At 71.7% G+C, this 25,987-nt stretch carries 25 protein-coding genes; 18 read left to right on the top strand and 7 right to left on the bottom strand.

The features are described from left to right. The first annotated feature begins 25 nt into the window (after window positions 1-25). Both TSO221_RS21370 and TSO221_RS21365 read left to right on the top strand, forming a co-directional pair. Complete coding sequence (locus TSO221_RS21370; RefSeq protein WP_109120547.1) at window positions 26-1,006, top strand: AAA family ATPase; 981 nt, start codon at window positions 26-28, stop codon at window positions 1,004-1,006. Next, window positions 993-1,835 carry a ParB/RepB/Spo0J family partition protein gene (locus TSO221_RS21365; RefSeq protein ID WP_109120546.1) on the top strand — a complete coding sequence of 281 codons (843 nt, stop codon included), beginning with the start codon at window positions 993-995 and terminating at the stop codon, window positions 1,833-1,835. The genes TSO221_RS21370 and TSO221_RS21365 overlap by 14 nt, the downstream gene beginning before the upstream one ends. A 3-nt stretch (window positions 1,836-1,838) precedes the next feature. Here the strand turns inward: TSO221_RS21365 and TSO221_RS21360 are convergent, their stop codons facing one another. The 4 genes from TSO221_RS21360 to TSO221_RS21345 form a co-directional block, all read right to left on the bottom strand. Continuing rightward, window positions 1,839-2,405 carry a hypothetical protein gene (locus TSO221_RS21360; protein WP_109120545.1) on the bottom strand — a complete coding sequence of 189 codons (567 nt, stop codon included), beginning with the start codon at window positions 2,403-2,405 and terminating at the stop codon, window positions 1,839-1,841. Between the two features lies 1 nt (window position 2,406). Next, window positions 2,407-3,039, bottom strand: coding sequence for an MBL fold metallo-hydrolase (locus TSO221_RS21355; protein ID WP_109120544.1), 633 nt, complete (start codon window positions 3,037-3,039; stop codon window positions 2,407-2,409). Window positions 3,040-3,106: 67 nt separating this feature from the next. After that, complete coding sequence (locus TSO221_RS21350; protein ID WP_109120543.1) at window positions 3,107-4,240, bottom strand: hypothetical protein; 1,134 nt, start codon at window positions 4,238-4,240, stop codon at window positions 3,107-3,109. A gap of 53 nt (window positions 4,241-4,293) precedes the next feature. Further along, window positions 4,294-4,701 (bottom strand): cupin domain-containing protein, encoded by a 408-nt coding sequence (locus TSO221_RS21345; RefSeq protein ID WP_247878165.1) that lies wholly within the window; start codon window positions 4,699-4,701, stop codon window positions 4,294-4,296. 271 nt (window positions 4,702-4,972) lie between these two features. Between TSO221_RS21345 and TSO221_RS21340 the strand changes: the two genes are divergently transcribed. The 8 genes from TSO221_RS21340 to TSO221_RS21305 all read left to right on the top strand — a co-directional run bounded on the left by TSO221_RS21340 (window position 4,973) and on the right by TSO221_RS21305 (window position 14,298). After that, the gene (locus TSO221_RS21340; protein ID WP_282187812.1) at window positions 4,973-5,281 is read left to right on the top strand and encodes an acyl carrier protein; all 309 of its coding nucleotides are present in this window, start codon (window positions 4,973-4,975) and stop codon (window positions 5,279-5,281) included. Next, entirely contained in the window at window positions 5,278-6,441 is a 1,164-nt protein-coding gene (locus TSO221_RS21335) for an acyl-CoA dehydrogenase family protein (RefSeq protein ID WP_109120542.1), read from the top strand. The genes TSO221_RS21340 and TSO221_RS21335 overlap by 4 nt, the downstream gene beginning before the upstream one ends. Then, the gene (locus tag TSO221_RS21330) at window positions 6,438-7,352 is read left to right on the top strand and encodes an amino acid--[acyl-carrier-protein] ligase (protein WP_109120541.1); all 915 of its coding nucleotides are present in this window, start codon (window positions 6,438-6,440) and stop codon (window positions 7,350-7,352) included. Before TSO221_RS21335 ends, TSO221_RS21330 begins: the two co-directional genes overlap by 4 nt. 3 nt (window positions 7,353-7,355) lie before the next feature. Further along, window positions 7,356-8,306, top strand: coding sequence for a DUF1839 family protein (locus TSO221_RS21325; protein ID WP_109120540.1), 951 nt, complete (start codon window positions 7,356-7,358; stop codon window positions 8,304-8,306). Between the two features lie 4 nt (window positions 8,307-8,310). Beyond that, the gene (locus TSO221_RS21320) at window positions 8,311-10,764 is read left to right on the top strand and encodes a glycoside hydrolase family 2 protein (protein WP_109120539.1); all 2,454 of its coding nucleotides are present in this window, start codon (window positions 8,311-8,313) and stop codon (window positions 10,762-10,764) included. Continuing rightward, entirely contained in the window at window positions 10,761-12,497 is a 1,737-nt protein-coding gene (locus tag TSO221_RS21315) for an alpha/beta fold hydrolase (RefSeq protein ID WP_109120538.1), read from the top strand. Before TSO221_RS21320 ends, TSO221_RS21315 begins: the two co-directional genes overlap by 4 nt. A 183-nt stretch (window positions 12,498-12,680) precedes the next feature. After that, a complete protein-coding gene (locus TSO221_RS36500; RefSeq protein WP_109120537.1) occupies window positions 12,681-13,103 on the top strand; it encodes a hypothetical protein in 423 nt (140 codons plus the stop codon). A 7-nt stretch (window positions 13,104-13,110) separates the two neighbouring features. Beyond that, entirely contained in the window at window positions 13,111-14,298 is a 1,188-nt protein-coding gene (locus TSO221_RS21305) for a DNA polymerase IV (RefSeq protein ID WP_109120536.1), read from the top strand. A 50-nt stretch (window positions 14,299-14,348) separates the two neighbouring features. On the opposite strand, the gene TSO221_RS21300 is transcribed toward TSO221_RS21305, so the two are convergent. Then, window positions 14,349-14,771, bottom strand: coding sequence for an organic hydroperoxide resistance protein (locus tag TSO221_RS21300; RefSeq protein ID WP_109120535.1), 423 nt, complete (start codon window positions 14,769-14,771; stop codon window positions 14,349-14,351). Between the two features lie 185 nt (window positions 14,772-14,956). On the opposite strand from TSO221_RS21300, the gene TSO221_RS21295 reads away from it, so the two are divergent. Further along, window positions 14,957-15,406, top strand: coding sequence for a MarR family transcriptional regulator (locus TSO221_RS21295; RefSeq protein ID WP_109120534.1), 450 nt, complete (start codon window positions 14,957-14,959; stop codon window positions 15,404-15,406). Window positions 15,407-15,408: 2 nt separating this feature from the next. Here the strand turns inward: TSO221_RS21295 and TSO221_RS21290 are convergent, their stop codons facing one another. Further along, the gene (locus TSO221_RS21290) at window positions 15,409-16,296 is read right to left on the bottom strand and encodes a LysR family transcriptional regulator (protein ID WP_109120533.1); all 888 of its coding nucleotides are present in this window, start codon (window positions 16,294-16,296) and stop codon (window positions 15,409-15,411) included. Window positions 16,297-16,657: 361 nt separating this feature from the next. Between TSO221_RS21290 and TSO221_RS21285 the strand changes: the two genes are divergently transcribed. The 5 genes from TSO221_RS21285 to TSO221_RS21265 all read left to right on the top strand — a co-directional run bounded on the left by TSO221_RS21285 (window position 16,658) and on the right by TSO221_RS21265 (window position 21,626). After that, window positions 16,658-17,851, top strand: a complete 1,194-nt coding sequence (locus TSO221_RS21285) for an acyl-CoA dehydrogenase (RefSeq protein ID WP_109120566.1) — start codon at window positions 16,658-16,660, stop codon at window positions 17,849-17,851. A gap of 6 nt (window positions 17,852-17,857) precedes the next feature. Then, window positions 17,858-19,072: a CaiB/BaiF CoA-transferase family protein gene (locus tag TSO221_RS21280; protein ID WP_109120532.1), complete on the top strand. Its 1,215-nt coding sequence runs from the start codon at window positions 17,858-17,860 to the stop codon at window positions 19,070-19,072. Window positions 19,073-19,214: 142 nt separating this feature from the next. Continuing rightward, window positions 19,215-20,132, top strand: coding sequence for a DMT family transporter (locus TSO221_RS21275; RefSeq protein ID WP_109120531.1), 918 nt, complete (start codon window positions 19,215-19,217; stop codon window positions 20,130-20,132). A 104-nt stretch (window positions 20,133-20,236) separates the two neighbouring features. Then, on the top strand, window positions 20,237-21,172 hold the full coding sequence (locus TSO221_RS21270) for a histone deacetylase family protein (RefSeq protein ID WP_109120530.1): 936 nt from the start codon (window positions 20,237-20,239) through the stop codon (window positions 21,170-21,172). Further along, the gene (locus TSO221_RS21265; RefSeq protein WP_109120529.1) at window positions 21,165-21,626 is read left to right on the top strand and encodes a bacteriohemerythrin; all 462 of its coding nucleotides are present in this window, start codon (window positions 21,165-21,167) and stop codon (window positions 21,624-21,626) included. Before TSO221_RS21270 ends, TSO221_RS21265 begins: the two co-directional genes overlap by 8 nt. Here TSO221_RS21265 and TSO221_RS21260 read toward each other — a convergent pair. Next, window positions 21,620-22,003 (bottom strand): hypothetical protein, encoded by a 384-nt coding sequence (locus TSO221_RS21260; RefSeq protein WP_109120528.1) that lies wholly within the window; start codon window positions 22,001-22,003, stop codon window positions 21,620-21,622. The genes TSO221_RS21265 and TSO221_RS21260 overlap by 7 nt on opposite strands. Before the next feature lie 131 nt (window positions 22,004-22,134). Here TSO221_RS21260 and TSO221_RS21255 point away from each other — a divergent pair, with 131 nt between their 5' ends. Both TSO221_RS21255 and TSO221_RS21250 read left to right on the top strand, forming a co-directional pair. Then, window positions 22,135-24,141, top strand: a complete 2,007-nt coding sequence (locus TSO221_RS21255) for an AsmA family protein (RefSeq protein ID WP_109120527.1) — start codon at window positions 22,135-22,137, stop codon at window positions 24,139-24,141. An 11-nt stretch (window positions 24,142-24,152) separates the two neighbouring features. Further along, on the top strand, window positions 24,153-25,931 hold the full coding sequence (locus tag TSO221_RS21250) for an SLC13 family permease (RefSeq protein ID WP_109120526.1): 1,779 nt from the start codon (window positions 24,153-24,155) through the stop codon (window positions 25,929-25,931). Window positions 25,932-25,987 lie beyond the last annotated feature (56 nt).

Below are 25,987 nucleotides of genomic sequence, written 5' to 3'. Positions count from 1 at the left end.
AGAGGCATTCGGCCCGAGGGGACTCATGACCGGCGAGGAATTGCAGGGAATCCGGGAGACGCGCGGCGTCACCCAGCAGGAGTTCGCGGCGTGGCTGAACGAGCAGCTGGGCCGCAAGTACGACCGCGCGCGCATCAGCCGCTGGGAAAGCGGGGCGGAGCGCATCCCGCCGCGCGTCGAGCTGTTCATCAAGACCGGCTCCGAGGGCGCGCCGAAGGCGCCGCCGCGCGAGCGCCGCGCCATCACCGTGGCGGTGGCGAACCAGAAGGGCGGTGTGGGTAAGACGACCACCGCGGTCAACCTCGCCTACGCGCTGGCCCGCGAGGGCGAGAAGGTGCTGCTGATCGACGCCGACCCGCAGGCCAGCGCCACCATCTTCCTCGGCCAGGACCCGCGGGGGCTGGAGCAGCGCAAGGCCACCGTCTACTACGCGCTCCTGAAGGAGCAGGCGCTCGCCTCGATCGTCATCCCCGGCTTCTTCGATCTGGTGCCCTCCTCCATCACGCTGGCGGCGGCCGACACCGAGCTGATGGCGGAGCCCTTCGCCTCCTCCGTCCTGCGCGAGAAGATCGAGGGGATCCGCACCGGCTACGACTTCGTGGTCATCGACTGCCCGCCGAACCTGTCGTTGCTGACGGTCAACGCGCTGTCGGCCGCCGACCGCGTGATCATCCCGGTGAAGACCGAGTTCCTCGACATCATGGGCATCCCGCTGCTGTTGGACACGGTGGAGAAGATCCGCCGGCGCGGCAACACGCAGCTCACGGTGCTGGGCATCCTGCCCACCATGTTCAACGCGCGCTACACGCAGGACAACGAGACGCTGAAGGAACTGCGCGAGACGCTCGGCTCGAAGACGCGGATCTTCGCGCCGATCAACCGCTCCACCGGGTACGGGCAGTCGGCCGCTGCCGGCAAGCCGACGCTGGAGGTGCTGCCCGACACGCCGGGCGTGCAGGGCTATGTGGATCTGGCAAGGGAGCTGATTGGCCATGGCGAAGCCTGATAAGACCCGCAACTTCGGCATGTTCCGCGGCGCCATGGAGACGCAGGCGAAGGATGCCCTGTTCGGCACCAGCGTCGATTTCCCCAAGCTGGTGGAGATCGACCTGGGGCGGATCGCCCGCAACCCGGACCAGCCGCGCAAGCACTTCGACCCGGACGAGATGGAGGCGCTGGCCGAGTCCATCCAGCGCTACGGCCTGAAGCAGCCGATCCTGGTGCAGGAGACCGGCGGCGGCAGCTTCGCTCTGGTGGCCGGCGAGCGCCGCTACCGCGCCCACGAGATGCTGGGCAAGGACACCATCTTCGCCATCATCACGTCCGGCGATTCCGACGAGCTGGCGCTGGTGGAGAACGTGCAGCGCGTCGACCTCGACGCGGTCGAGCTGGCGATGGCGCTGGCCCGCCTGATGGAGCGGCACGGCTACACCCAGGAGGAGCTGGGCAGCATCATCGGCAAGAGCCAGAGCTACGTCAGCCACACCCTGCGCCTCAACGCCCTGCCGGACGCGATCAAGCGGGAATATGCGACGTCGCATAGGGATGTCTCGCGCTCGGTGCTGGTGGAGATCGCCTGGGTCAAGGACGAGGCGGAGCAGCTGGCGCTGTGGCAGCGCGTCAAGGCCGGCGAGGGCACGGTGAAGGCCGCCCGCACCCGCAAGGCCCGTACGCCGGCCTCCGAGACCAGCGCGCTGGCGACCTTCTTCAACGCCGTGCGGCTGATCCGCCGTCAGGCCACCGATGTCGAGGCGCACCGCAGCCGCCTCGACGAGGAACAGCGCGCCGAGCTGCGCGAACTGCGCCGGCAGATCGACGAGTTGTTGGGGGAGTAGGCGTCAGCCGCGCCCGGCCAGCCGCCGCTTCACCAGATGCACGCGCCGGGCGAAGCTGCCCTGCCCGGCTGTGGCGCGCCAGCGGCGGAACGCCGCGCGCACCCGCCGGGCCAACGCCGGAACGCCGGTGCGCTCGAACCCCGTATGCACCAGCCGGTGCACCCAGGTGGCGAAGTCGTAGCAACGGGCGAACCAGCGGATCGACAGCAGCTTGTCCCGGCCGATGAGGAACAGCCGCGCCGCGTAGGCGGTGCCGGCCAGCTTGGCGCCGACCAGCACGCCGAGGCCCCCCGCCACGTGGCCGGAGCCGATCAGCCACAGCGCCGCCAGCTTCACCGGGAACAGCGCCGCCACCGGCACGGCGAACAGCGCCAGCAGTGTCCAGCGGTCCCGCGCCGCCACCCACGCCTCGAGCCGGGCCAGCGGCGCCCAACGCGCCAGCCGCGCCGCCACGGTCTGGAGCTGGTCCCAGAACAGCTCCTCGAACAGCACGACCACCGCCGCCAGCACCAGCAGCGGGCTGAGCAGCGCGCGGCGCAGACGGCGGCGGAAGGCGGCGGGCTCGCTCATGTCAGTCGTTGAGGAAGGGGTTGTAGAGCCGCTCCTCGCCGAAGGTCGACATCGGGCCGTGGCCGGGGATGAAGGCCACGTCGTCGCCCAGCGGGAACAGCTTCTCCTTGATGGCGCGGATCAGGTCGCCGTGGTTCCCCTTGGGGAAGTCGGTGCGGCCGATCGAGCCGGCGAACAGCACGTCGCCGACCACCGCCAGCTTCGTCGGCGCGTGGTGGAACACCACGTGGCCTGGGGTGTGGCCGGGGCAGTGCACGACGTCCAGCGTCTCGCCGCCCACCGTCACCGTGTCGCCGTCCACCAGCCAGCGGTCGGGCGTGAAGGTCGGCGTCGGCGGGAAGCCGAACATCTGGCACTGCTGGGACATTCCCTGGATCCAGAAGTCGTCGTCGCGGTGCGGCCCCTCGATGGGCAGGCCCAGCTTTTCGGCCAGCGGGTGCACGGCGCCGACGTGGTCCAGATGGCCGTGCGTCACCAGGATCTTCTCCAGCCGCACGCCGTGCTGCTCGACCGCGCGCATGATGCGGGCGACGTCGCCGCCGGGATCGACGACCGCGCCCTGCATGGTCGCCTCCGACCAGAGGATGCTGCAGTTCTGCTGGAAAGGCGTCACCGGAACGATGGCGTACTTCATGCCGATCCCTATCAAGGAAGCCGTGGGGGTGCCCGACCTTACGGCGCCCCTGCCCCGCCGACAAGGCTCAGGGCATCAGGTCGACGGCGACGTAGACGCGGTCGAGCGCGCGCTGCGTCACCTCGCGCACCACGCCGGCCTCCACCAGATCGTCGACGATCAGCTGGGCGCCGCGGAAGGTGGTGGCGAACCGGCGCTGCAGGCGCCGCACCGTGAAGGCCGGGTGTTCGAACAACCCGTCCAACACCTCTGGCAGGCGGGAGTTGCGGCGGCGTGTTCCGGTGTTCTGCCGCCACCCGGCGGCCATTGCGTCCAGTGCATCGGCGCGGCGCCGCTCGGCGTGCGCGGCCGCGGTCAGCGCGCCGGCCAGCCAGATCCGCCAGTCGAGGTCTGCCCCACCCGCCGCCAGCCGCGCCGCCGTGCGCTCGGCCAGCAGGACCGGCGCCGCCGGCAGCCACACCTCCGGCACCCGCGCGGCGCGGGCGAGCAGCGCCGGAGCGACCAGCCGGGCCAGCGGCACCGCCCACGGCGCCACGCGCGCCACCGGCGCCGGGCGCAGCAGGTAGCCCAGCGCCTCGATGCCGCCGACCATGCCAGGCTCGCCCAGCAGGCCGTCGACGCGGTCGAGCAGCGCGCCGGCCTGCCGTTCCTCGTGCGGCGGGAAGCGGTCGGCGGCGCGACCGGACACGCCGTTCTGCGTGGCGCACCACAGCCGCTCCAGCCACCCCACCGTCCACGGCTCCGGCAACGGCGTCACCGGCGCGGGTTCGTCCTCGGCGAAATGTGCGTCAACATCGTCGGCCGCTTCCAGCTCCGCCACCGCGCGCCACGCCGCCGAGGCGGCGCCGAGCGGCCCAGTCTTCGGCCCGGCCGGCGCGGTGAGTTCGAAGGGCGGTGGCGGCGCCGGCCGGCGCATCTTGCCCTGCGCCAGCCGCACGCCGCTCCACAGCGCGTGCGCGGCGATTCCCGTAGAACGCCGGGTGGGCGGCACCAGTTCGGGCGCCACGGTGGCGACCAGGAAGTCGGTGGGATCGACGGCGGCACCGTCCAACCGGGCGGCGGCCACCGCGTCGCGCCGCGCGGCGTCGGCCCACAGCCGCTCGCGCCGCGCCGGATCGCGCACCGCCTCGGCAAGGCGGCCGACGGCGCGCTCCAGCTCCAGCAGGGCGGACACCAGGGGAAGCGGAACGGTGGCGGTCATGCGGCGGCTCCCCCGAAGGCGGCGCGCCGATGATACCGAAGAACAGGTTCGCTTTACAGCGACAAGAGACCGCGCACCATCGACTTCAGCCGCCCCAGCGCGCTGGGGTGCTTCTGCACCGCGTAGTACTTGCGGATCGTCTCCTTGATGTCCCAGGTGCCGGTGAAGCCCTTGGGGATCACGAAGGCGTCGCCCTGCGCGTATTCTTGTGCGGTGCCGCCCTGCGGGGTGATGACGACGCGGCCGGACAGCAGGATGCAGAACTCGTCGTACGGCCAGTCCCGCATGGCGACGACGCCCTCCGTGCACTGCCACACGCCGCAGGCGAAGCGGGCGGCGTCGAAGACGGGGACGTACGCCTCGTCCGGCGATCCGGCGACGATGGTGCCGAAGACGGCCGGCTTGGGCGTGGCGTCGCGGTCGATGGCTTCGCGCTCCATGCGCAGCAGACGGTTCCGCACGGTGTTCCTCCTCGTTTGTTTCGGGATGGAACGGCGCTTCGCGCCGGGTGCTCCCGCCCCTGTCCGGTCGCCCCCGCGCCCCTATCCTCCCATCCGCAATTGCAGGCAATGTCGAGCGGGCCTGTATCCAAAGGAATAGGCAAGTCCTTGGCGTGTATTACGCACGGAGGCATCCCCAAAAGCTCATGGAACACCTGAATGAATTTTGAACAACCCGAGGTCGGTCATGTTAACTCGCGGTGACAGTTCGAAAAAATGGGAGGCGGACTTCATGCGCGCGACGGCATGGACGGCACTCGGCGACGAGACGGCCGAGGACGTGGCATCCATGGATACGACCATTCGGGAGATTCTGGCGGACAGTGGCTGGCTGGCCGTCGATGTTGCCGCGCTGTCGGACGGGGACGATCTGTACGCCGCCGGCCTGACCTCGCACGGCTCGGTCAACCTGATGCTGGCGCTGGAGGAGCGCTTCGACATCGAGTTCCCGGAGCAGCTGCTGCGCCGCCGCACCTTCGAGAGCATCGCCGCCATCCGCGAGGCCGTGACGGGCCTGCGCAACGGGACGGCCGGGGCATGAGCCCGCCCCTGCTCCGGCGGGCGCGCGACGCCGGCCTCGACGTCGCCGCGCGCCACGCCGACGCCGTCGACCGCGACGCCCGCTTCCCCACCGAGGCGTTCGCGGCGCTGAAGGCCGCCGGCCTGCTGGGCGCCATGGTGCCGCGCGACTTCGGCGGCGAGGGCGCCACCCTGGCCGACATCGCCGCGGTCTGCCACGAGCTGGCGCAGCACTGCCCGTCCACCGGCATGATCTACGCCATGCACCAGATCCAGGTCGCCTGCGTCGTCCAGCACGGCCAGCAGAGCGCGTGGCACCGCACCCTGCTGGAGCGTCTGGCGGCCGAGCAGCTGCTGCTCGCCTCCGCCACCACCGAGGCCGGCATCGGCGGCGACGTGCGCAGCTCGTCCTGCGCGGTGGAGGCCAGCGGCGGCCGCTTCCGGCTGGAGAAGAACGCCTCCGTCATCTCCTACGGCGAGGCGGCGGACGGCATCCTGGTGACGGCGCGGCGCACGCCGGACTCGCCGGCGTCGGACCAGGTGATCGTCGCCGTGCTGAAGGACGACTGCCGGCTGGAGCAGACGGTGGGCTGGGACACGCTGGGCATGCGCGGCACCTGCTCCATGGGCTACCGGCTGAGCGCGGAGGCGGGGATTGAGCAGATCCTGCCCCTGCCCTACGCCGACATTTCGGCCCGCACCATGCTGCCGACCACGCACATCCTGTGGGCCAGCATGTGGCTGGGCATCGCCACCGACGCGGTTGGGCGCGCCCGCGCCTTCGTGCGCTCGGAGGCGCGCAGGAAGCCCGGCGCCACCCCGCCCGGCGCGCTGCGGCTGGCCGAGGCGACGACCATGTTGAACCAGATGCGCGCCAGCATCGTCGGCGCCGTGCGCCAGTACGAGGAAGCGCTGGGTGACGCCGACCGCCTGACCTCCATGGGCTTCGCGGTCGCCATGAACACGCTGAAGGTGGGCGCGGCGCAAACGCTGGTGCGCATCGTCGAGCAGGCGCTGCTGGTCTGCGGCCTGAACGGCTACCGCAACGACAGCGAGTACAGCGTGGCGCGCCACCTGCGCGACGCCCATTCGGCGCCGCTGATGATCAGCAACGACCGGATCCTTGGCAACACCGCCAACCTTCTCCTCGTCCACAAGGATACGATGGGGCTGTTCGGATGAGCACGGAAACCCAGACCGCCTTCCGCGACGCCCTGGTCGCCCACGGCCTGCTGATCCCCATGGGGGTGGACGGCCTGTACGGCCGCAGCGGCGTGTTCGAGGATGTGGTGGAGCGCTTCGACGCGCTGATCACCCAGTGGGGCAAGGACGACGGCGCCGAGGTGATGCGCTTCCCGCCCGCGCTCAACCGCCGCCACTTCGAAAAGAGCGAGTACCTCAACAGCTTCCCGCAGCTGGCCGGCACCATCCACAGCTTCGAGGGCAACGAGCGCGACCACCAGACCCTGCTGCAGAAGCTGCACGACGGCGAGGACTGGACCGGCATGCAGCGCCCGACCGACGTGGTGCTGACGCCGGCCGCCTGCTACCCGGTGTATCCGACCATCGCGGCGCGCGGCGTGCTGCCGGAACGCGGGCGGGTCGTCGACGTCTACTCCACCTGCTTCCGGCACGAGCCGTCGCTCGACCCGGCGCGCATGCAGCTGTTCCGCATGCGCGAATACGTGCGCATCGGCACGCCCAATCAAGTGATGTCCTTCCGCCGGAGCTGGCTGGAGCGCGGCAAGCTGCTGATGGAATCGCTGGGCGTGCCGGTCGCCATCGACCTCGCCAACGACCCGTTCTTCGGCCGGGCGGGCCGTATGCTGGCCGCCAACCAGCGCGACCAGGGACTGAAGTTCGAGCTGCTGATCCCGATCACCAGCGCGGAGAAGCCGACCGCCTGCCTGTCCTTCAACTACCACCAGGACCATTTCGGCCTGCTGTGGGACATCCGCACGGCGGACGGCGAATTGGCGCACACGGCGTGCGTCGGCTTCGGCATGGAGCGGGTGGCGCTGGCGCTGTTCCGCCATCACGGCTTCGACCCGGCAGACTGGCCGCAGGCCGTGCGCGCCGTGCTGTGGGGGTAGCGCATGCACCCCCTGCACGCCCCCCAGCACGATGGTGAGCGCATCTGGCCGGAGACCAACTGCTACGTCGACCTGTGGATCGAGCTGCTGCACGCACAAGGTTACGAACCGTTGGCGGCGCTGGGCTTCACCGTGGCGCAGGATTTCGAGGGCGACCAGTTCACCTTCTTCAAGGTCCCGCCGGAGGACCTGCGCGCCCTGTTCGGGCTGGAGGTGCAGGAGCTGGCGATCTACGACACCGTCGAGGCGCACACGGCCGAGCAGCTGAGGCGCGGCAACCCGGTGCTGGTGGAGGTGGACAGCTTCTACCTGCCGGACACGCGCGGCATCGCCTACCGCAGCCAGCACGTCAAGACCACCATCGCCGTCGCCGGACTGGACTCCGGCGCCCGTCGCCTCGACTACTTCCACAACGCCGGCCGCTTCACGCTGGAGGGGGAGGACTTCGACGGCGTGTTCCGCCGTCTGCCCCATCTGAGCGGAAACCCCGACGTGCTGTTCCCCTACGTCGAGTTCGTGCGCTCGCGCGCGCCGGCCTTGCAGGGCAGGGCGCTGCTGGACGGAGCGCTCGGCCTGCTCGCCCACCACCTGGGCCGCCGGCCGGCGCGCAACCCGGTCGCCGCCTACCGCGAGGTGTTCCCGGCGCACCTGGAGCGGCTGGCCGCGCGGTCCATGGACTACTTCCACCTCTACGCCTTCAACCTGCTGCGCCAGCTCGGCGCCAACGCCGAGCTGCTGGGCAGTCACCTGCGCTGGCTGGAGGGGCAGGGGGAGGGCGGCCTGTCGGCCACGGCGGACGCCGCGACGACGCTGGCGGAGACGGTGAAGGCCCTGCAATTCCAGCTCGCCCGCGCCGTGCACCGGCGGAAGTTCGGCGATTACACGCCGCTCCTCGATGTGCTGGAGCGCGGCTGGGACGACAGCGTCGGAGCCCTGGCGCGGCGCTACGGGTGAGCCCATGGCGCGCGTGCTTTCGGTCACCGGCCGCAACGCGGGCGCCCTCGACGCCGGGTGGGAGCTGACGCTCACCGCCCCCGGCGCGGCGGCGACCCCGGCGGATCTCGAGGATGCGCGCGACTGGATCCCGGCCCCGGTCCCCGGCACGGTGGCGCAGGCGCTGCGCGACGCCGGGCGCTGGAGCCTCGACGACCCGAAGCCGCTGCACGGCCACGATGTCTGGTACCGCACCCGCCTGCATGCCGAGGGCGAGCGCACGCTGGTCCTGCACGGCCTCGCCACCCTGTCCGAGGTGTGGTTGAACGGCGAGCGGATCCTGGCCTCCGACAGCATGTTCGTCGCGCACGCGGTGCCCGTCCGGTTGACCGGGAACGACGAGCTGTGCCTCGCCTTCCGCGCCCTGGCCCCGGCGCTGAGCGGCAAGCGGGGCCGGGCGCGCTGGCGTCCCCGGATGATCGAGCATCAGGCGCTGCGCGGCATCCGCACGACGCTGCTCGGCCACATGCCCGGCTGGTGCCCGCCGGTGCACGCGGTGGGTCCCTGGCGCCCGGTCGAGCTGGTCGAGGAGACCGGCCCGCTGCGCGTCCGCGCCGCCGACCTGCGCAGCACCGTGTGCGACCGCGACGGCACGCTGACGCTGACCCTGTCGGTGGACTGGCGCGGCGCCTCCGGCGCGTCGGCGTGGGTCGAGGTGGCGGGCATTCGCGCGCCGCTGGCCTGGACCGACCCGCACACGCTGCACGGCACCGTCACCGTCCCGGATCCCGAACTCTGGTGGCCGCACACCCACGGCAAGCCGGCGCTGCACGCCGTCAAGGCCGGGGTGGGGGAGGCGGTGGTCGACCTCGGCCGCACCGGCTTCCGCAGCATCGCGCGTGAGCCCGGCAGCCGTTTCGCGCTGCGCGTCAACGGCGAGCGGGTGTTCTGCCGCGGTGCGTGCTGGAGCACCGCCGACATCGTCTCGCTGCCCGGCAGCCGCGCGGCCTACGCGCCCTGGCTCGCGCTGATGGCGGAGGCCGGCATGAACATGCTGCGCGTCGGCGGCACCATGGCCTACGAGAGCCCGGCCTTCTTCGAGCTGTGCGACGAGCTGGGCCTGCTGGTCTGGCAGGACTTCATGTTCGCCAACTTCGACTACCCGGCCGACGAGGCGTTCCTCGGCGCGGCGCGGCAGGAGGCGGCGCAGCTGCTCGACCGCGTCCAGGCGTCGCCGTCGCTGGCGGTGCTCTGCGGCGGCAGCGAGGCGATGCAGCAGGCGGCCATGCTCGGCCTGCCGCGATCCTCGTGGTCACAGCCGCTGTTCGATGCGGCACTGCCCGAGGAGAGCGCCCGCCTGCGCCCGGACGTGCCCTACCTTCCCAACTCGCCGAGCGGCGGCGCGTTGCCCTTCATCGCCAACGACGGCGTCACCCACTATTACGGCGTCGGCGCCTACATGCGCCCGCTGGAGGACGCGCGGCGGGCGGACGTTTCCTTCGCGTCGGAATGCCTGGCCTTCGCCAACGTGCCGGACGCGCCGATGCTGGCCGGGGTGCCCGCCGTCCACGACCCGCGCTGGAAGCAGCGGGTGCCGCGCGACATCGGCGCCCCGTGGGACTTCGAGGACGTGCGCGAGCACTACCTGCGCCGCCTCTACGGCGTCGATCCCCCGACGCTGCGCTATGAGGACCCCGACCGCCACCTGCGCCTGTCGCGCGCGGTGACCGGCGACGTCATGGAGGCGGTGTTCGCCGAGTGGCGGCGCGCCGGCTCGACCACCGCCGGCGGGCTGGTGTTCCTGTTCCAGGACCTGTGGCCGGGGGCGGGGTGGGGCGTGGTGGACGCGTCGGGCACGCCGAAGGCGGCGTGGCACGCGCTGAAGCGCGCCTTCCGGCCGGTCACGGTGCTGCTGACCGACGAGGGCGTCAACGGCCTCGCCGCGCACCTGCTCAACGAGACCGCCGAGCCGGTGCCGGCCGTGCTGTCCGTCGCGTGCCTGCGCGACGGCGAGGTGCCGGTGGCGCGCGGCACGCGGGAGGTGACCATCCCCGCCCGCGGCGCGCTCGCCCTGGCGGTGCCGGCGCTGCTGGACGCGTTCTTCGACGCCGCCTACGCCTACCGCTTCGGCCCCCCGGCGCACGACGCCACGGTGGCGACCTTGAGCGCTCCCGACGGCACGCCGATCGCCGAGGCCGTCCATTTCCCGCGCCCGCCGGAGCGCACCGACCTCGACCTCACCGCCGAGGCGGTGCGCGACGGCGACGGCTGGCTGCTGCGTCTGCGCAGCCGCCGCCTCGCCCGCGGGGTGCACGTCGAGGATGACGGATTCCGCGCCGCCGACAGCTGGTTTCCCCTGCCGCCGGGCACCGAACGCACCGTGCGGCTGTTGCCCCGTCATGACCGCGCGGCCGTGCCGGACGGCGAGGTGCACGCGCTGAACGGCCGCGGTCCGGTGCGCTTCAAGGGGGTGGCATGACGCCGGTGACGTTCGAGGGCTGCTTCGGCTGGCTGCACCCCGCGGCGGGGCGGCGCGGCGTCGTGCTGTGCAGCCCGCACGGCAACGAGGAGCTGTGCGTCCACCGCAGCTGGGCCGCGCTGGCCGACCGCCTCGCCGCCGCCGGGATGCCGGCGCTGCGCTTCGACTACCCCGGCACCGGCGATTCCGCCGGCAGCGACGAGGAGCCGGAGCGGGTGCGCGCCTGGCTCGACGGCATCCACGCCGCCATCCGCTTCCTGCGCGCCGCCACCGGGGTGGAGGAGGTGGCGCTGCTCGGCCTGCGCCTGGGCGGCACGCTGGCCGCCATGGCGGCGGCGGAGCGGGGCGGGGTGGCGCGGCTGGTGCTGATGGCGCCCTGCGCCTCGGGCAAGGCCTACGCGCACGAGATGAAGGCCATGGCCCGGCTGGCCGGCGCGCCGCAGCCCGTGGGTGGTGTCGAGTTCGCCGGCTTCCGCCTGACCGCCGGCACGCTCGCCGGGATGCGCGCGCTCGACCTCGCGGCGCTGCCGGCCATGCCGGCGCCGCGGATCCTGCTGCTGGCCCGCACCGACGTGCGCGACGGCGCCAAGCTCGCCGGGCGGCTGCGCGCGCTGGGCGCCGCGGTGGAGGAGGAGCCGTTCGCCGAACTCGCCGCGCTGATGAACAGCGTGCACCGCGCCCTGTTGCCGGCGGCCCCCCTCGACCGCGTCGCGGCGTGGCTCAGCGCCGATGCGCCGGAGGGCGCCACCGCCTGGACGCCCCCCGATGTGTCGGCGCCGCCGGGCCGGCTGGAGCTGCCCGGCGCGGTCGAGACGCCGGCGCGCTTCGGTTCCGGCCTGTTCGGCATCCTGTGCGAGCCGGTGCTGCGCGGCGGCCCGGGACGGCCGGCGGTGCTGCTGCTGAACAGCGGGGCCACCCACCACGTCGGCTCCGGGCGCATGTCGGTGATGCTGGCGCGGCGGCTGGCGGCGCGCGGCTACGCCTCGCTGCGCATGGACGCCGCCGGGCTGGGCGACAGCGCCCCGTGCCCGGGCCGGCGCGACAACCTGATCTATCGCGGCGACGGTCCGGACGACGCGCGCGCCGCGCTCGACTGGCTGGAGGGGCAGGGCTACCCGCGCGTCGTCGCCGTCGGGCTGTGCGCCGGGGCGACGCTGGCGCTGCACACGGCGCTGGCCGACCCGCGGGTGGCGGCGCAGGCGCTGGTCAACCCCGGCCGCTTCCTGCTGTCCGCCGAGGGCTTCACGTCGGAGGCGGTGATCCAGGACGCCGCCCGGCGCACCCGCGACTACCTGCCGAAGGTGGCCGACCCGCGGGTCTGGCGGGCGGTGCTGCGCAGCGATCCCAAGGTCCAGCGCATCGCCCGCACGCTGCTGGCCCGCACGCTCGACGCGCTGCGCGACCGCTTCGGCAGCGGCGCGGCGTCCGGCGGCGCGGCGCAGTGGTTCCGCCGCCTGGGCGAGCGCGGGGTATCGACGCTGCTGCTCTACAGCACCGGCGACGTCACCCTGGGCGAGCTGGAGAGCCGTTTGGGCCGCGGCGGCCGGCGGCTGCGCGGGGTCGCCGGGGTGCGGCTGGAGACGCTGGAGGACGCCGACCACAGCCTGATGCTGCGCGCCGCGCAGGAGCGCTTCGCCGCCCGGCTGGAGGAGCACCTCGCCACCCTGTCCGCCGCCAACCAAGCCGAGGAGCCGGCCGGCCGCCCCGCCCGGATCGGCGCCCCGGGCGGCTGACGGCAGGGCGCCCGATGGAGGGCCTGTCGTCCGACACGGTGTGGCTGCTGATCGCGCTGGGGATCGGGCTGGCGTTCCTCATCCTATGGGTGGTGGACCTTCTGGGACCCAGACCGTAATACTGGTGGTCTAAGCATGGCATGGGGCTTTCCCGGTGGAGTGGATTCGCCTAAACTCCGCGCCATGCCCACCCTGTCGCGCCGCCGCTGGCACCTCCCGATCGACTGGCCGCAGCTCAGCCACCACGTCCGCTTCGTGCGGGCGAAGGGGCGGTGCGAGCACTGCGGCCGTCCGCACGGCCACGAGGTGCGCTGCCTGCCCGACGGCCGCTGGTTCGACGTCGAAGCGCACAGCTGGCGCGACGGCCAGGGCCGCCCGGCCGCCTGGCCGGACGTTGTGGACTACGCCCGCCACCGCTCGACGCGCGTGGTGATCTCCGCCTGCCACCGCGACCATGACCCGGCCAACAACGACCCGGCCAACCTGATCGCGCTGTGCCGCCGCTGCCATCTGGGGCACGAGCGCACGGTCCACCGGGACCGCGTCCGCGTCACCGTCCTGCTGCGCCGCGCGCTGGGCGACCTGTTCCAGGGCCTCTACCGGTAACGAAGCCATGCCGGAGCCGACCGCCGTCTGCCTCGCGGTTTGTAGAGACTGCGCCGCCGCCCTACCGCGGCGGGTGGAGCGCTGCCCGAAGTGCGACGGCCGCCGCGTCTTCGCGCACCCGGAGCTGCACGCGCTCCCCATCGGGCACATCGACTGCGACGCCTTCTACGCCACCGTGGAGAAGCGCGACCGGCCGGAGCTGGCCGACAAGCCGGTGATCGTCGGCGGCGAGCACCGCGGCGTGGTCGCCGCCTGCTGCTACGTGGCGCGGATGGCCGGCGTGCGCTCCGCCATGCCGATCCGCGAGGCGCTGGACCGCTGCCCGGACGCGGTGATCCTGCCGCCGGACATGGCGAAGTACCGGCAGGTCGGCCATCGGGCCCGCGCGCTGATGGAGGCGTTCACCCCGCTGGTCGAGCCGATCTCCATCGACGAGGCGTTCCTCGACCTCACCGGCGTCGAGGAACGGCTGAGCATCAGCCCGGCGCAGGCGCTGGTGGAGCTGGTGCACCGCTTCGAGCGCGACCTCGGCATCACCGCGTCCATCGGACTCAGCTACTGCAAGCTGCTGGCGAAGATCGCCTCGGACCTCGACAAGCCCAGGGGGTTCTCGGTGATCGGCCGGGCGGAGGCGGTGGATTTCCTGGCGCCCAAGTCGGTGTCGATCCTCTGGGGCGTTGGGCCGGCGCTGCGGCAGAAGCTGTGGGCCGACGGCATCCGCAGCGTCGGCGACCTCGCCCAGCGCGAGGAGATCTGGCTGGCGCGGCGCTACGGCGCCATGGGCCGGCGCCTCTACCGCTTCGCGCAGGGCGAGGACACCCGCCGGGTCGAGCCGGAGACGCCCTCCAAGAGCATCTCCGCCGAGGAGACCTTCGACTGGGACATCGGCGACCTGAAGATCCTCAAGCACGAGCTGCGCCCGATCGCCGAGAAGGTGGCGCGCCGGCTGGAGAAGGCCGGCCTGCTCGGCCGCAACGTGGTGCTGAAGCTGAAGACGGCGGACTTCCAGACGCTGACCCGCTCGCAGCGGATCGCGCCGACGTGTTCGGCCGAGGCGCTGTGGCGGGCGGGGTGCGAGCTGCTGGACCGCGAAGGCGAGGGGCGGGAGTACCGCCTGATCGGCATCGGCTGCGCCGAACTGGTCGATCCGCGCACGGACGCCCAGCCCGACCTGTTCGGCGCGCCGGAACCATAAAGCCCCTCTCCCCTTGCGGGGGAGGGGCTTGGAACACTTCGACCGAGGCCTCAGGCCACCGCCACGTCGACCTCGATGTTGCCGCGGGTGGCGTGCGAGTACGGGCACACGACGTGCGCCTTCTGCGCCAGCGCCTCGGCCTCGGCGCGCTCGACGCCCGGCAGGGAGATCGTCAGCGCGACCTTCAGGCCGAAGCCGGTGCCGTCGTCGCGCGGGCCGATGCCGACCGCGGCGGTCACCGCCGCGTCGGCGGGGATCTTCGCCTTCTCCTTGGCGGCGACGAACTTCAGCGCGCCGAGGAAGCAGGCCGAATAGCCGGCGGCGAACAGCTGCTCCGGGTTGGTGCCCTCGCCGCCGGCGCCGCCCAGTTCCTTCGGCGTGTTGAGCGTCACGTCGAGCTTGCCGTCCGCGCTCGCCGCGCGGCCGTCGCGGCCGCCGGACGCCGTCGCCTGGGTCGTGTAGAGAATGGCCATGGTCGTCTTTCCCTCCGTTGGCGCCGTCGTCGCGGCGCGGTGTCGATGACAGGAACCTACAGCACGATTTGATCGTGCGCGATTTAATAGTGTGCATAGCTGCTCCGCGCCGGCGGGGCCTGTGCAGACGGCGGCACGTCGCTACACTTGACGGGTTGGCCCCCCGGCCGTGCCAGGACCGTTCCATGCCCAAACCGTCGCCCAAATCATCCGGGAGCCTGCTCTCCCTCGACCGCCAGCTCTGCTTCGCGGTGTATTCGACGGCGCACGCCTTTGCGCGCCGGTACAAGCCGCTGCTCGACGCCCTCGGCCTGACCTACCCGCAGTACGTCGTCATGCTGGTGCTGTGGGAGGAGGACGGGCTGACCGTCGGCGACATCGGCGCCCGGCTGCTGCTCGATTCCGCGACGCTGACGCCGCTGCTCAAGCGCCTGGAGGCCGCCGGTCTGCTGACGCGCGAACGCGACCCGGAGGACGAGCGCCGGGTGCGCATCCGCCTGACCGACGCGGGGCGGGAGCTGCGCGCGAAGGCGGAGTCGGTTCCGAGGGCCATCGGCTGCGCGACCGGCCTCGACCTTGCGGAGATGGAGCGCCTGCAAGGGGAGCTGCTGAAGCTGCGCGACGCGCTCGGCTGACCTCACACGAGCCGTTCGGCGAGGTCGGCGAACGCCCGCACCAGCGGCGAGCGTTCCCCCCGCCGGTGCGCCAGCAGCAGCGTGGTGTAGGCGTCCGGCGTGTCGAGGCTGCGGTACACCACGCCCTCCACCGCCACCTGCCGCAGCTGCGCCGGCAGGATCGACACCCCCAGCCCGGCGGCGATCAGGCCGATGATGGTGAAGGCCTCGCGCGCCTCCTGCGCCACGTCGGGCTTGAATCCGGCGGTGGCGCACAGCGCCATCACCTGCTCCAGCGTGCTGGTCCCGTAGTCGGCGGGGTAGAAGACGAACGGCTCGCCGGCCAGCTCGGCCAGCGGCACCGGGTCGCGCTCGGCCAGCCGGTGGTCGTCGCGCAGCACGGCGATCAGCGGCTCGCGCAGCACGGTGTGGAAGGTGAAGGCGTCGCCGGTCGGCGTGCGCGGCTCGCGCACGAAGCCGACGTCGATGCGACCGTCGGCCAGCGCGGCGAGTTGGCGCAGCGAGGGCAGCTCGGTCAGCGTCAGGTGCACGTCGGGACTGGCGCGGCGGTAGGCGTCGATGATGCGCGGCACCACCGGCAGGAACGGCGATGCGGCGGTGAAGCCCACCCGCAGCTCGCCGACCTCGCCCTTTGCGGCGCGGCGGGTCAGGACGACCGCGCGCTCGGTGCGCGCCAGGATCTCGCGGGCCTCCTTGAGCAGCAGCTGTCCCGGCTCGGTGAGTTCGACGTGGCGCTTGGTGCGCTCGAACAGCCTGGTGCCCAGCTCCGCCTCCAGCGCCTGGATCGACTGGCTGAGCGGCGGCTGGCCTATCCCCAGGCGCGCGGCGGCGCGGCTGAAATGCAGCTCCTCGGCGACGGCGACGAAATGGCGAAGATGGCGCAGATCCATGGGTGGCCTCCTAAGCCCTCCCCCAGCTCCACTGGGGGAGGGTTGGGTGGGGGCAGCGGCCTCACCGGCTGGCGGAAAGCCTTGCCGGAGACCGCCTGTTGTTATAGGATAGTAATCCTATCAAGGGTTGGCCACGAAGAACGAACTGAACAGCCTCCGCACACTGTTCCATGGTGTTCCACAGTGTTCCATTTGCCCTCCCGAGAGGCCGCTGCCCCCTCCTAACCTCCCCCTGCGGAGCAGGGGGAGGGACAGAGATACATTTATATGCCCAGCATATCAAAACCGCCGCATAAATGTATTGGACCTATGAAGCCCCGTTCCGCACAGTCCGGTCAATGCCCTGACGATGGAGGAAACGGTGGCGAAGGCTGAGACGCGTCCGGTGTTCAACTGGGAAGACCCGTTCCTGCTGGATGACCAGCTCACCGAGGACGAGCGCATGGTGCGCGACAGCGCCCGCGCCTACTGCCAGGACAAGCTGATGCCGCGCGTGCTGGAGGCCAACCGGCACGAGAAGACCGACCCGGCGATCTTCACCGAGATGGGCGAGCTGGGCTTTCTCGGCGCCACGCTGCCGGAGAAGTACGGCTGCTCGAACGTCAACTACGTCTGCTACGGCCTGATCGCCCGCGAGGTGGAGCGCGTCGACAGCGGCTACCGCTCGATGATGAGCGTGCAGTCCTCGCTGGTCATGCACCCGATCCACGCCTACGGCTCGGAAGAGCAGCGCATGAAGTACCTGCCGAAGCTCGCCACCGGCGAGTGGATCGGCTGCTTCGGCCTGACCGAGCCGGACGCCGGCTCCGACCCCGCCGGCATGAAGACCCGCGCTCGCAAGGTGGCGGACGGCTACGTGCTGACCGGCTCGAAGATGTGGATCACCAACTCCCCCATCGCCGACGTGTTCGTCGTGTGGGCGAAGGACGACGCCGGCGACATCCGCGGCTTCGTTCTGGAGAAGGGCATGAAGGGCCTGTCGGCCCCGAAGATCGAGGGCAAGTTCTCCCTGCGCGCCTCGATCACCGGCGAGATCGTCATGGACGAGGTGCACGTGCCGGAGACCGCCCTGCTGCCCAACGCCAAGGGCCTCAGCGGCCCGTTCGGCTGCCTGAACCGGGCACGCTACGGCATCGCCTGGGGCGCCATGGGGGCGGCGGAGTTCTGCTTCCAGCAGGCGCGCCAGTACACGCTGGACCGCAAGCAGTTCGGCCGGCCGCTCGCCGCCAACCAGCTGCCGCAGTTCAAGCTCGCCAACATGGAGACGGAGATCGCGCTCGGCCTGCAGGCGGCGCTGCGCGTCGGCCGGCTGATGGACGAAGGCAAGGCGGCGCCGGAGATGATCTCGCTGATCAAGCGCAACAACTGCGGCAAGGCGCTGGACATCGCGCGGATTGCCCGCGACATGCACGGCGGCAACGGCATTTCCGACGAGTTCCACATCATCCGCCACTCCATGAACCTGGAGGCGGTCAACACCTACGAGGGCACGCACGACGTGCACGCGCTGATCCTGGGCCGGGCGATCACCGGCATCCAGGCGTTCACGGGCTGACGCGTCATGGCCGGGCCTCTCTCCCACATCAAGGTGCTCGAACTTTCCCGCGTGCTGGCCGGCCCCTGGGCGGCGCAGACGCTGGCCGACCTCGGCGCCGACGTGGTCAAGGTGGAGCGGCCCGGCACCGGCGACGACACCCGCACCTGGGGCCCGCCCTGGGCGGGGGAGGGGGAGGATAGGCAGGCCGCCTACTTCCTCTCCACCAACCGCGGCAAGCGCTCGGTCACCATCGACTTCGAACGGCCGGAGGGGCAGGCGCTGGTCCGCCGTCTCGCCGCCGAAGCCGACGTGGTGATCGAGAACTTCAAGGTTGGCGGGCTGAAGAAGTACGGGCTGGACTACGACAGCCTGAAGGCGGTCAACCCGCGGCTGGTCTACTGCTCGGTCACCGGCTTCGGGCAGACCGGGCCGTACGCGCCGCGCGCCGGCTACGACTTCATGATCCAGGGCCTCGGCGGGCTGATGAGCATCACCGGCCTGCCCGACGGCGAGCCGGGCGGCGGCCCGGTCAAGGTCGGCGTCGCGGTGACCGACGTCTTCACCGGCCTCTACGCCACCATCGGCATCATGGGCGCCCTGGCGCACCGCGACCGCACGGGCGAGGGGCAGATGGTCGACATGGCGCTGCTCGACGTGCAGGTGGCGATCCTGGCGAACCAGGGAATGAACTATCTGGTGTCGGGCAAGGCGCCGCAGCGCCTCGGCAACGCGCACCCGAACATCGTGCCCTACCAGGCGTTCCCGACGCGCGATGGCCACATCATCATCGCCATCGGCAACAACGGCCAGTTCGCCAAGTTCTGCACCGCCGCCGGCCGGCCGGAGCTGGCGCAGGACCCGCGCTTCGCCGACAACGCGTCGCGCGTCGCCCACCGCGCCGACATGGTGGCGATCCTGACCGACGTGATGCCGACCCGCACCACGCGGGAATGGCTCGACGCGCTGGAGCCGCTGGGCGTGCCGTGCGGGCCGATCAACGACCTCCAGGCGGTGTTCGAGGACCCGCAGGTGCAGGCGCGCGGCCTGCGCCAGGACCTGCCGCACCCGGTGCTGGGCAGCGTGCCCACCGTGGCGAACCCCATCCGCTACTCCGCCACCCCGCTGGCGCACGACCGCGCGCCGCCGATGCTGGGCGCTGATACCGAGGAGGTGCTGGGCGGGCAGCTCGGGCTCGGCGCCGGGGACATCGCAGCGTTGCGGGATAAGGGCGTGATTTAGCCGATCCTCCCCCACATCTTACCCCTGTCCGTCATCCCCGCGAAGGCGGGGATCCATAACTGCCACGGCATGCCGCTTTGGAAATTATGGATCCCCGCCTTCGCGGGGATGACGGTTTTTGTTGGAAATCAGTGCTGTACCCATGACCGCCACCACCGCCTCCGCCGTCGACACCCGCTCCGGCATCCTGATGATGCTGCTGGGCATGTCGCTGTTCACCGTCAACGACGCGCTCGGCAAGTGGCTGGTGGCGGACTACGCGGTCGGCATGCTGCTGGCGATCCGCAGCCTGTTCGGCGCCGTCCTGCTCGCCCCGATGATCGCACGGGCCGGCCTGAAAGCCGTCTTCGCGGTGCGGCGCCTGCCGCTGCACCTCGTCCGCGTCGCCTGCGTGACGGGCGAGGTGGCGCTGTTCTACTGGTCGGTGCGCTCGCTGCCGCTGGCCGACGTGATGACCATCTACATGGCGGCGCCGCTCATCGTGACGGCACTCTCCGTGCCGCTGCTCGGCGAGAGGGTCGGCTGGCGGCGCTGGGCGGCGGTGCTGGTCGGCTTCGCCGGCGTGGTGCTGGTGCTGAACCCGACCGGCGCGTTCGACCCGGTGCCGTCGCTGGCGGCGCTGGCCGGGGCGACGATCTTCTCGCTGGGCATGATCACCACCCGCCTGCTGCGCGACGACGGCAACCTGACGCTGGTCAGCTTCCAGACCTTCGGCACCGGCCTCGTCGGCGCCGCGACCCTGCCCGCGGTGTGGACGCCGCCGGGCTTGCTGGACTTCGTGCTGCTGGGGGCGCTCGGCGTGGTGGCGCTGGGCGGGCATGCGGCGATGAACCGCTCGCTGCAGCTCAGCCCGGCCGCCGTGGTGGTGCCGTTCCAGTACGTCTCCATCGTCTGGGCGGTGGTCCTCGACCTCGTGGTGTGGAGCACGGCGCCCAGCCTGCGGGTGGCGCTCGGCGCCACGCTGATCATCGCCAGCGGCCTGTTCGTCTTCCACCGCGAGCAGACCCTGAAGCGCGGCCGCGCCGCCGAGGCGGGGACCGGCCTCGGCCCGGCGGAGTGACCCGGCCGCGACCTCCCGCCGCACGCGCATCTCCAAATGGTGGATGACGCGCAGGGGTTGTCCGTGGTGTGGTTACGGAAAATACCGACCGCGTCCGGGGGGACATGACCACACTGCTGTTGAGCCATCCGGCCTGCCTCGAGCACGACACCGGCGACCTGCATCCGGAGTGCGCCGACCGCCTGACGGCGATCACCCGCATCCTGGAGCACGAGGACTTCTTCTACCTGTCGCGCGACGAGGCGCCGCGCGCCACCGAGGATCAGCTCCGCCTCGGCCACAGCGCGGCGCACGTCGCCCGCGTCCTGGGCGCGATCCCGGCCGAGGGCTGGCACGAGTTCGATTCCGACACGGTGGCCTCGCCGGGCTCGGGCGAGGCGGCGCTGCGCTCGGCGGGCGCCGTCGTCGCCGCCATCGACGAGGTGCTGGGCGGGCGTAGCCGCAACGCCTTCTGCGCCGTGCGGCCGCCGGGGCACCACGCCGGGCGGGAGACGGTGGAGGGCTTCTGCCTGTTCTCCAACGCCGCCATCGGCGCGCTGTACGCGCGCCGGGTGCACGGGCTGGAGCGTGTGGCGGTGGTCGACTTCGACGTCCACCACGGCAACGGCACGCAGGAGGTGCTGTGGACCGAGCCGGGGACCTTCTACGCCTCGACCCACCAGCAGGACGCCTACCCCTACACCGGCACCATGGCCGAGACCGGGCCGGAGGGCGGCTGCGTGGTGGTCAACGTGCCGCTGCCGGCCGGGACCGGGTCGGACGATTTCCGCTGGGCGTACGCCGACCTCATCCTGCCGAAGCTGCGCGACTTCCGGCCGGAGCTGGTGATCGTCTCGGCCGGGTTCGACGGCCACGCCGCCGACCCGATGGCGCACCTGCGCCTGCAGGTGGCGGATTTCGACTGGGTGACGCGCCAGCTTCTCGATGTCGCGGCGGAATGCTGCCAGCGGCGGCTGGTGTCGGTTCTGGAAGGCGGCTATGACACGCGCGCGCTGGCGGCGTGCGTGGCGTCGCACGTCCGGGCGCTGATGGATGCGTGAGGGAACAATGCAGGTCGTTGAATGGACCGCGGGCATGTCCGTCGGATCGGACACGCTGGACGGTCACCACAGGATGATCATCGACTGCCTGAACCGGCTGGGCCCGCTGATCGGCCAATCCGGCAGGGACGACGAGATCCGGGACGTCCTGGCGACGCTGGAGGAGTTCGTGCTGGTCCACTTCAGCGAGGAGGAGCAGCAGATGCGCGCCGCCGGCTACCCGGACTGGCGCGCGCACAAGGACCTGCACGACCGCATGTACGACGTGGTCTTCGCGCTGAAGTCCGACGTCGAGCACGGCCGCGTGCCGGAGGCGGAGAAGCTGCGCACGCTGCTCAACGACTGGCTGGTCAGCCACATCCTGGGCGAGGACCGCAAGTACGTGCCGTTCCTGGAGAACCCGCACCCGGAGAGCAAGCAGGTCTGGGAGCGGTCGAACGGGCGACGCTACTGACGCTGCGGTGGGAAGTAGCGCGGCTCCAGCCGCAGCGGCGCCGGGTCCACCGGCGTCCAGCCCCGCGCTGATATCACGTCGTTGGACTCCCGCGCCGTGCGGCCGGGGCCGAGCGACCATGTGACGTGGAAGGTCGAGCCGTCCGGCCGCGCCGTGCCGCCGCCGATCTCCACCACCAGCGTCTGCACGCCCTTGCCGTCGTCGGCGACGCCGACCACGCGCCCCTCCGTCGCCACCGGCAACGGGACGTCCGGGCCGGCGGGGAAGGTGTGCGTGACGTGCTCGGCCATCACGGTGGCATAGGCGGGCGGAAAGCGCGCCAGCAGTGCCGCGCGGTCCGCCATCGCCAGAGTCCAGCCGACGTACCCCTTCGCCATGGAGCGCACCTCCTCGCCACCGCAACAGCGTCACCGCCGCCGGTCACTCTACGTCCTTTGGGGGTAGTCTGACACGCCCCGCCGCCCTTGCCGTTGACTCTCCAAGGGAAGCGGCGAGCGAGGGTGCGGCGATGGCCGTGGTGAAGTGGATCGGCATCGGCTTGCTGGGGCTTGTGGCCCTGGTCGCGGCGGGGGCGGGGATCGCGCTGGCGGTGTTCGACTGGAACGACGCGCGCGGCTTCGTCGCCCGGCAGGCGACCAAGGCGCTGGGGCGCGAGGTGGCCATCGACGGCACTTTCTCGGTCAAGATCGGCGACCCCATCCGGATCCATATCGAGGGGCTGCGCGTCGCCAACGTCGAGTGGGCGGCGGAAAAGACCTTCGCCGAGCTGAAGGTGCTCGACGCCGAGGTGCGGCCGTGGCCGCTGCTGCGCGGCGACATCGAGGTGCCGAAGCTGCTGCTGACCGAGCCCAAGCTCGACATGGAGAAGAACCGGCAAGGCGAGAACAACTGGACCTTCGCCCCCGATCCGCGCAAGGCCGCGGCCAAGGAGACGGTGAAACCCGACAGCCGCCACGAGATCCCGATCATCGAGGCCATGGAGATCGACGGCGGCCGCGTGCGCTACCGCGACCCCGGCCGGCGGATCGACGTCAACACCACCATCGCCACCGCCGTCGGCGGCAACGGCGAGCAGGAAGTGAGGCTCGACGGCAAGGGCGACTTCGCCGGCAAGGGGTTCACCATGCTGGTGAAGGGCGGCGGCCTGCGCTTCCTGCGCGACGACAGCCGGCCCTATCCGGTGCTGATCGAGGCGGCGGTCGGCAAGACCCGGGGGAAGGTCGAGGGCTCGGTCAAGGACCCGATCAAGCTGGAGGGCGAGGACCTCTCCATCGAGCTGCGCGGCGACGATCTGGCCGAGATCTTCCCGATCTTCGGCGTGCCGGTGCCGAAGACGCGGCCCTACAGCCTGTCCGGCCACCTGGGGCACCAGGGCGAGGTGTGGACCTTCTCCGGCCTGCAGGGGAAGGTCGGGGAGAGCGACCTGAACGGCAAGGTGGCAATCGATCTCGGTGGCGAGCGGCCGCGCATCACCGGCGACCTGACCTCGAAGCGGCTGGCGGCGCTCGATCTCGCCGGCTTCGTCGGCGGCTCGCCGAGGGGGCGGGAGGACTACCCGACCAAGGGGCCCGGCCGCATCCTGCCGGCCACCGAGATCAGTCTGGAGATGCTGCGCGCCGCCGACATGGACGTGCATTTCCGCGGCGGCCGGGTCGAGGCGCCGTTCGCCGCGCTGGAGGACCTGGACGCCAGGATCGCGCTCGACAACGGCCGGCTGACGATGGAGCCGCTGAAGCTTGGCATCGGCGGCGGGCAGGTGGCGGGCATCGCGATGCTCGACGGCCGCGACCGCAAGACGCCGGCGCTGAAGACCAACCTGGAGGTCCGCCGGGTCAAGCTGGCGGAGCTGTTCCGCCAGACGCAGTTCGCCAGGGACATGGGCGGCACGCTGACCGGCCGCATCGAACTGGCCGGCAGAGGGCCGAGCCCGGCCGACATCCTGGCCGGCGCCGACGGCAAGCTGGGGCTGGCGGTGGACGGCGGACGGATCTCCAGCCTCGCGGTCAAGGGGCTGAAGACCAACATCCTGGAGACGCTGGGCGTGGCGCTGTCGGGCAGCCAGCCGCTGCCGTTCAACTGCTTCGTCGTCGACATGGACCTGAAGAACGGGCTGGCCACCGCCAACGCCCTGGTGCTCGACACACCGGAGACGCTGGTCACCGGCGGCGGCGGCATCAACCTGAAGACCGAGGCGCTGGACCTGCGCATCGTCGGCCGGTCCAAGAAGCCGCAGGTCTTCGCCACCCATGTGCCGGTCCATGTGCGCGGCACGCTGGGCGATCCGGACATCGGCGTCGATCCCACAGAGAGCGCGGCGCGCGGAGCGGCGGCGGTGGCGCTGGGCGTGCTGCTGACGCCGCTGGCCAGCGTGCTGGCGCTGGTGGATACCGGCACCGGCGAGCAGCCGCATTGCGGGAAGCTGGTCCAGGACGCCAAGACGCCGTCCGGCAAGTCCGGCGTCGGCGCCGGCAATTCGGGTGGGAAAGACAAGCAGTCGCAGGGCAGCGGACGGTAGGCCGCGCGTCCATGAACACCCCCATGCTCCTCGCCTTCGCGATCATCGGCGCGGTCATCGTGCTGCTGATCTGGGACAAGGTGCGCTACGACCTCGTCGGGCTGCTGGCGCTGCTGACCGCCATGGTCGCCGGCATCGTGCCGGCCAAGGAGGCGTTCACCGGCTTTGCCGACGACATCGTCGTCATCGTCGGCTCGGCGCTGGTGGTCAGCGCCGGCATCAGCCGCTCCGGCGTGGTGGAGGCGGCGATGCGGCCGCTCGCCCGGCACATGCGGACCACCGTGGCCCAGGTGGTGATCCTGACCGGGGCGGTGACCCTGCTGTCGGCCATCGTCAAGAACATCGGCGCGCTGGCGATCTTCCTGCCCATCGCGGTGCAGATGGCGCAGCGCACCGGCACGCCGCTGTCGTGGCTGCTGATGCCGATGGCGTTCGGCTCGCTGCTGGGCGGGCTGATGACGCTGGTCGGCACCTCGCCGAACATCATCGTCTCGCGCATGCGCGCGGAGATCCTGGGCGAGCCGTTCGGCATGTTCGACTTCACGCCGGTCGGCCTGACCGTCTCGCTGGCCGGGCTGGCGTTCCTCGCCTTCGGCTGGCGGCTGCTGCCGGGGCACAAGGGCGGGGCGGCGTCGCAGGCGGCCTTCTCCATCGACGACTTCACCGCCGAGGTGCGGCTGCCGCCCGGATCCGCCTTCGTCGGCCGCACCGTGGCCGACCTGGAGGAGGCCGGCGAGGGCGACGTGACCGTCGCCGCCATCATCCGCGAGGGCCATCGCCGCTACGTCCCCTCCGGCCATTGGGAGCTGTACGCCGACGACATCCTGGTGCTGGAGTGCGACACCCAGGCGCTCGCCCGCATCGTGCGGACCGCCGGGCTGGAGCTGGTGGCCGAGCGCGAGCTGGAGGGCGTGGAGAGTGCCGACGAACTGCGGCTGGTCGAGGCGGTGGTCTCCCAGCGCTCCATGCTGATCGGCCAGACCGTCGAGGACGTCTGCTTGCGCGAGCGCTACGGTGTCAACCTGCTGGCGCTGAGTCGGCGCGGCCGGCCGATCCGCCAGCGGCTGCGCCGGATCCGCTTCCGGTTCGGCGACCTCGTCGCCCTGCAGATGCGGGCGGTGGAGGTGCCGGAGACGCTGGGCACGCTGGGCTGCCTGCCGCTGGCCGAGCGCGACCTGGCGCTGGGCCGGCCGCAGAAGCAGCGCTTGGCCGTGCTGATCCTGACGGTGACGGTGGGGCTGGTGGCGACCGGCACGGCGCCGGTGGCGCCGGCCTTCTTCGGCGCGGCGGTGGCCATGGCGCTGTTCCGCGTGCTGAGCCTGAAGGAGGCCTACGACGCCATCGAGTGGCCGATCCTGGTGCTGCTGGGCTCGCTGATCCCGGTCAGCGAGGCGCTGCGCACGACCGGCGGCACCGACCTGATCGCGGGGTGGCTGTCCGACGCGGCGCAGGGGCTGCCGCCGGTGGGGGCGCTGGGCATGATGCTGGTGGCGGCGATGGCGATCACGCCGTTCCTCAACAACGCCGCCACCGTGCTGGTGATGGCCCCCATCGCCGCCAGCCTGGCCGGGCACCTGGGGCTGCGCCCCGACCCGTTCCTGATGGCGGTGGCGGTGGGGGCGGGCTGCGACTTCCTCACCCCCATCGGGCACCAGTGCAACACGCTGGTGATGGGGCCGGGCGGCTACCGCTTCCGCGACTACTCGCGGCTGGGGGCGCCGCTGTCGCTGCTGATCGTCGTGCTGGGCACCGCGGCCATCGCCGTGGTGTGGCCGCTGGCGGCGCGGTGATAAGGCTTTGACACGCCGGCCGGATCGGGAAATCCTTGGGCCCTCGAAGAAAAGCC

This window comes from Azospirillum sp. TSO22-1, assembly GCF_003116015.1.
In the GTDB taxonomy this organism is placed as follows: domain Bacteria; phylum Pseudomonadota; class Alphaproteobacteria; order Azospirillales; family Azospirillaceae; genus Azospirillum.
The sequence above is the reverse complement of the archived record's forward strand: the minus strand, read 5'-3'. Positions and strand labels throughout refer to the sequence as shown.

Excerpts from the sequence above, each read along its gene's own strand:
- TSO221_RS21370 (WP_109120547.1), top strand. The coding sequence starts at position 26 with ATGACCGGCGAGGAATTGCAGGGAATCCGGGAGACGCGCGGCGTCACC.
- TSO221_RS21365 (WP_109120546.1), top strand. The coding sequence starts at position 993 with ATGGCGAAGCCTGATAAGACCCGCAACTTCGGCATGTTCCGCGGCGCC.
- TSO221_RS21360 (WP_109120545.1), bottom strand. The coding sequence starts at position 2,405 with ATGAGCGAGCCCGCCGCCTTCCGCCGCCGTCTGCGCCGCGCGCTGCTC.
- TSO221_RS21355 (WP_109120544.1), bottom strand. The coding sequence starts at position 3,039 with ATGAAGTACGCCATCGTTCCGGTGACGCCTTTCCAGCAGAACTGCAGC.
- TSO221_RS21350 (WP_109120543.1), bottom strand. The coding sequence starts at position 4,240 with ATGACCGCCACCGTTCCGCTTCCCCTGGTGTCCGCCCTGCTGGAGCTG.
- TSO221_RS21340 (WP_282187812.1), top strand. The coding sequence starts at position 4,973 with ATGCGCGCGACGGCATGGACGGCACTCGGCGACGAGACGGCCGAGGAC.
- TSO221_RS21335 (WP_109120542.1), top strand. The coding sequence starts at position 5,278 with ATGAGCCCGCCCCTGCTCCGGCGGGCGCGCGACGCCGGCCTCGACGTC.
- TSO221_RS21330 (WP_109120541.1), top strand. The coding sequence starts at position 6,438 with ATGAGCACGGAAACCCAGACCGCCTTCCGCGACGCCCTGGTCGCCCAC.
- TSO221_RS21325 (WP_109120540.1), top strand. The coding sequence starts at position 7,356 with ATGCACCCCCTGCACGCCCCCCAGCACGATGGTGAGCGCATCTGGCCG.
- TSO221_RS21320 (WP_109120539.1), top strand. The coding sequence starts at position 8,311 with ATGGCGCGCGTGCTTTCGGTCACCGGCCGCAACGCGGGCGCCCTCGAC.
- TSO221_RS21315 (WP_109120538.1), top strand. The coding sequence starts at position 10,761 with ATGACGCCGGTGACGTTCGAGGGCTGCTTCGGCTGGCTGCACCCCGCG.
- TSO221_RS36500 (WP_109120537.1), top strand. The coding sequence starts at position 12,681 with ATGCCCACCCTGTCGCGCCGCCGCTGGCACCTCCCGATCGACTGGCCG.
- TSO221_RS21305 (WP_109120536.1), top strand. The coding sequence starts at position 13,111 with ATGCCGGAGCCGACCGCCGTCTGCCTCGCGGTTTGTAGAGACTGCGCC.
- TSO221_RS21300 (WP_109120535.1), bottom strand. The coding sequence starts at position 14,771 with ATGGCCATTCTCTACACGACCCAGGCGACGGCGTCCGGCGGCCGCGAC.
- TSO221_RS21295 (WP_109120534.1), top strand. The coding sequence starts at position 14,957 with ATGCCCAAACCGTCGCCCAAATCATCCGGGAGCCTGCTCTCCCTCGAC.
- TSO221_RS21290 (WP_109120533.1), bottom strand. The coding sequence starts at position 16,296 with ATGGATCTGCGCCATCTTCGCCATTTCGTCGCCGTCGCCGAGGAGCTG.
- TSO221_RS21280 (WP_109120532.1), top strand. The coding sequence starts at position 17,858 with ATGGCCGGGCCTCTCTCCCACATCAAGGTGCTCGAACTTTCCCGCGTG.
- TSO221_RS21275 (WP_109120531.1), top strand. The coding sequence starts at position 19,215 with ATGACCGCCACCACCGCCTCCGCCGTCGACACCCGCTCCGGCATCCTG.
- TSO221_RS21270 (WP_109120530.1), top strand. The coding sequence starts at position 20,237 with ATGACCACACTGCTGTTGAGCCATCCGGCCTGCCTCGAGCACGACACC.
- TSO221_RS21265 (WP_109120529.1), top strand. The coding sequence starts at position 21,165 with ATGCGTGAGGGAACAATGCAGGTCGTTGAATGGACCGCGGGCATGTCC.
- TSO221_RS21260 (WP_109120528.1), bottom strand. The coding sequence starts at position 22,003 with ATGGCGAAGGGGTACGTCGGCTGGACTCTGGCGATGGCGGACCGCGCG.
- TSO221_RS21255 (WP_109120527.1), top strand. The coding sequence starts at position 22,135 with ATGGCCGTGGTGAAGTGGATCGGCATCGGCTTGCTGGGGCTTGTGGCC.
- TSO221_RS21250 (WP_109120526.1), top strand. The coding sequence starts at position 24,153 with ATGAACACCCCCATGCTCCTCGCCTTCGCGATCATCGGCGCGGTCATC.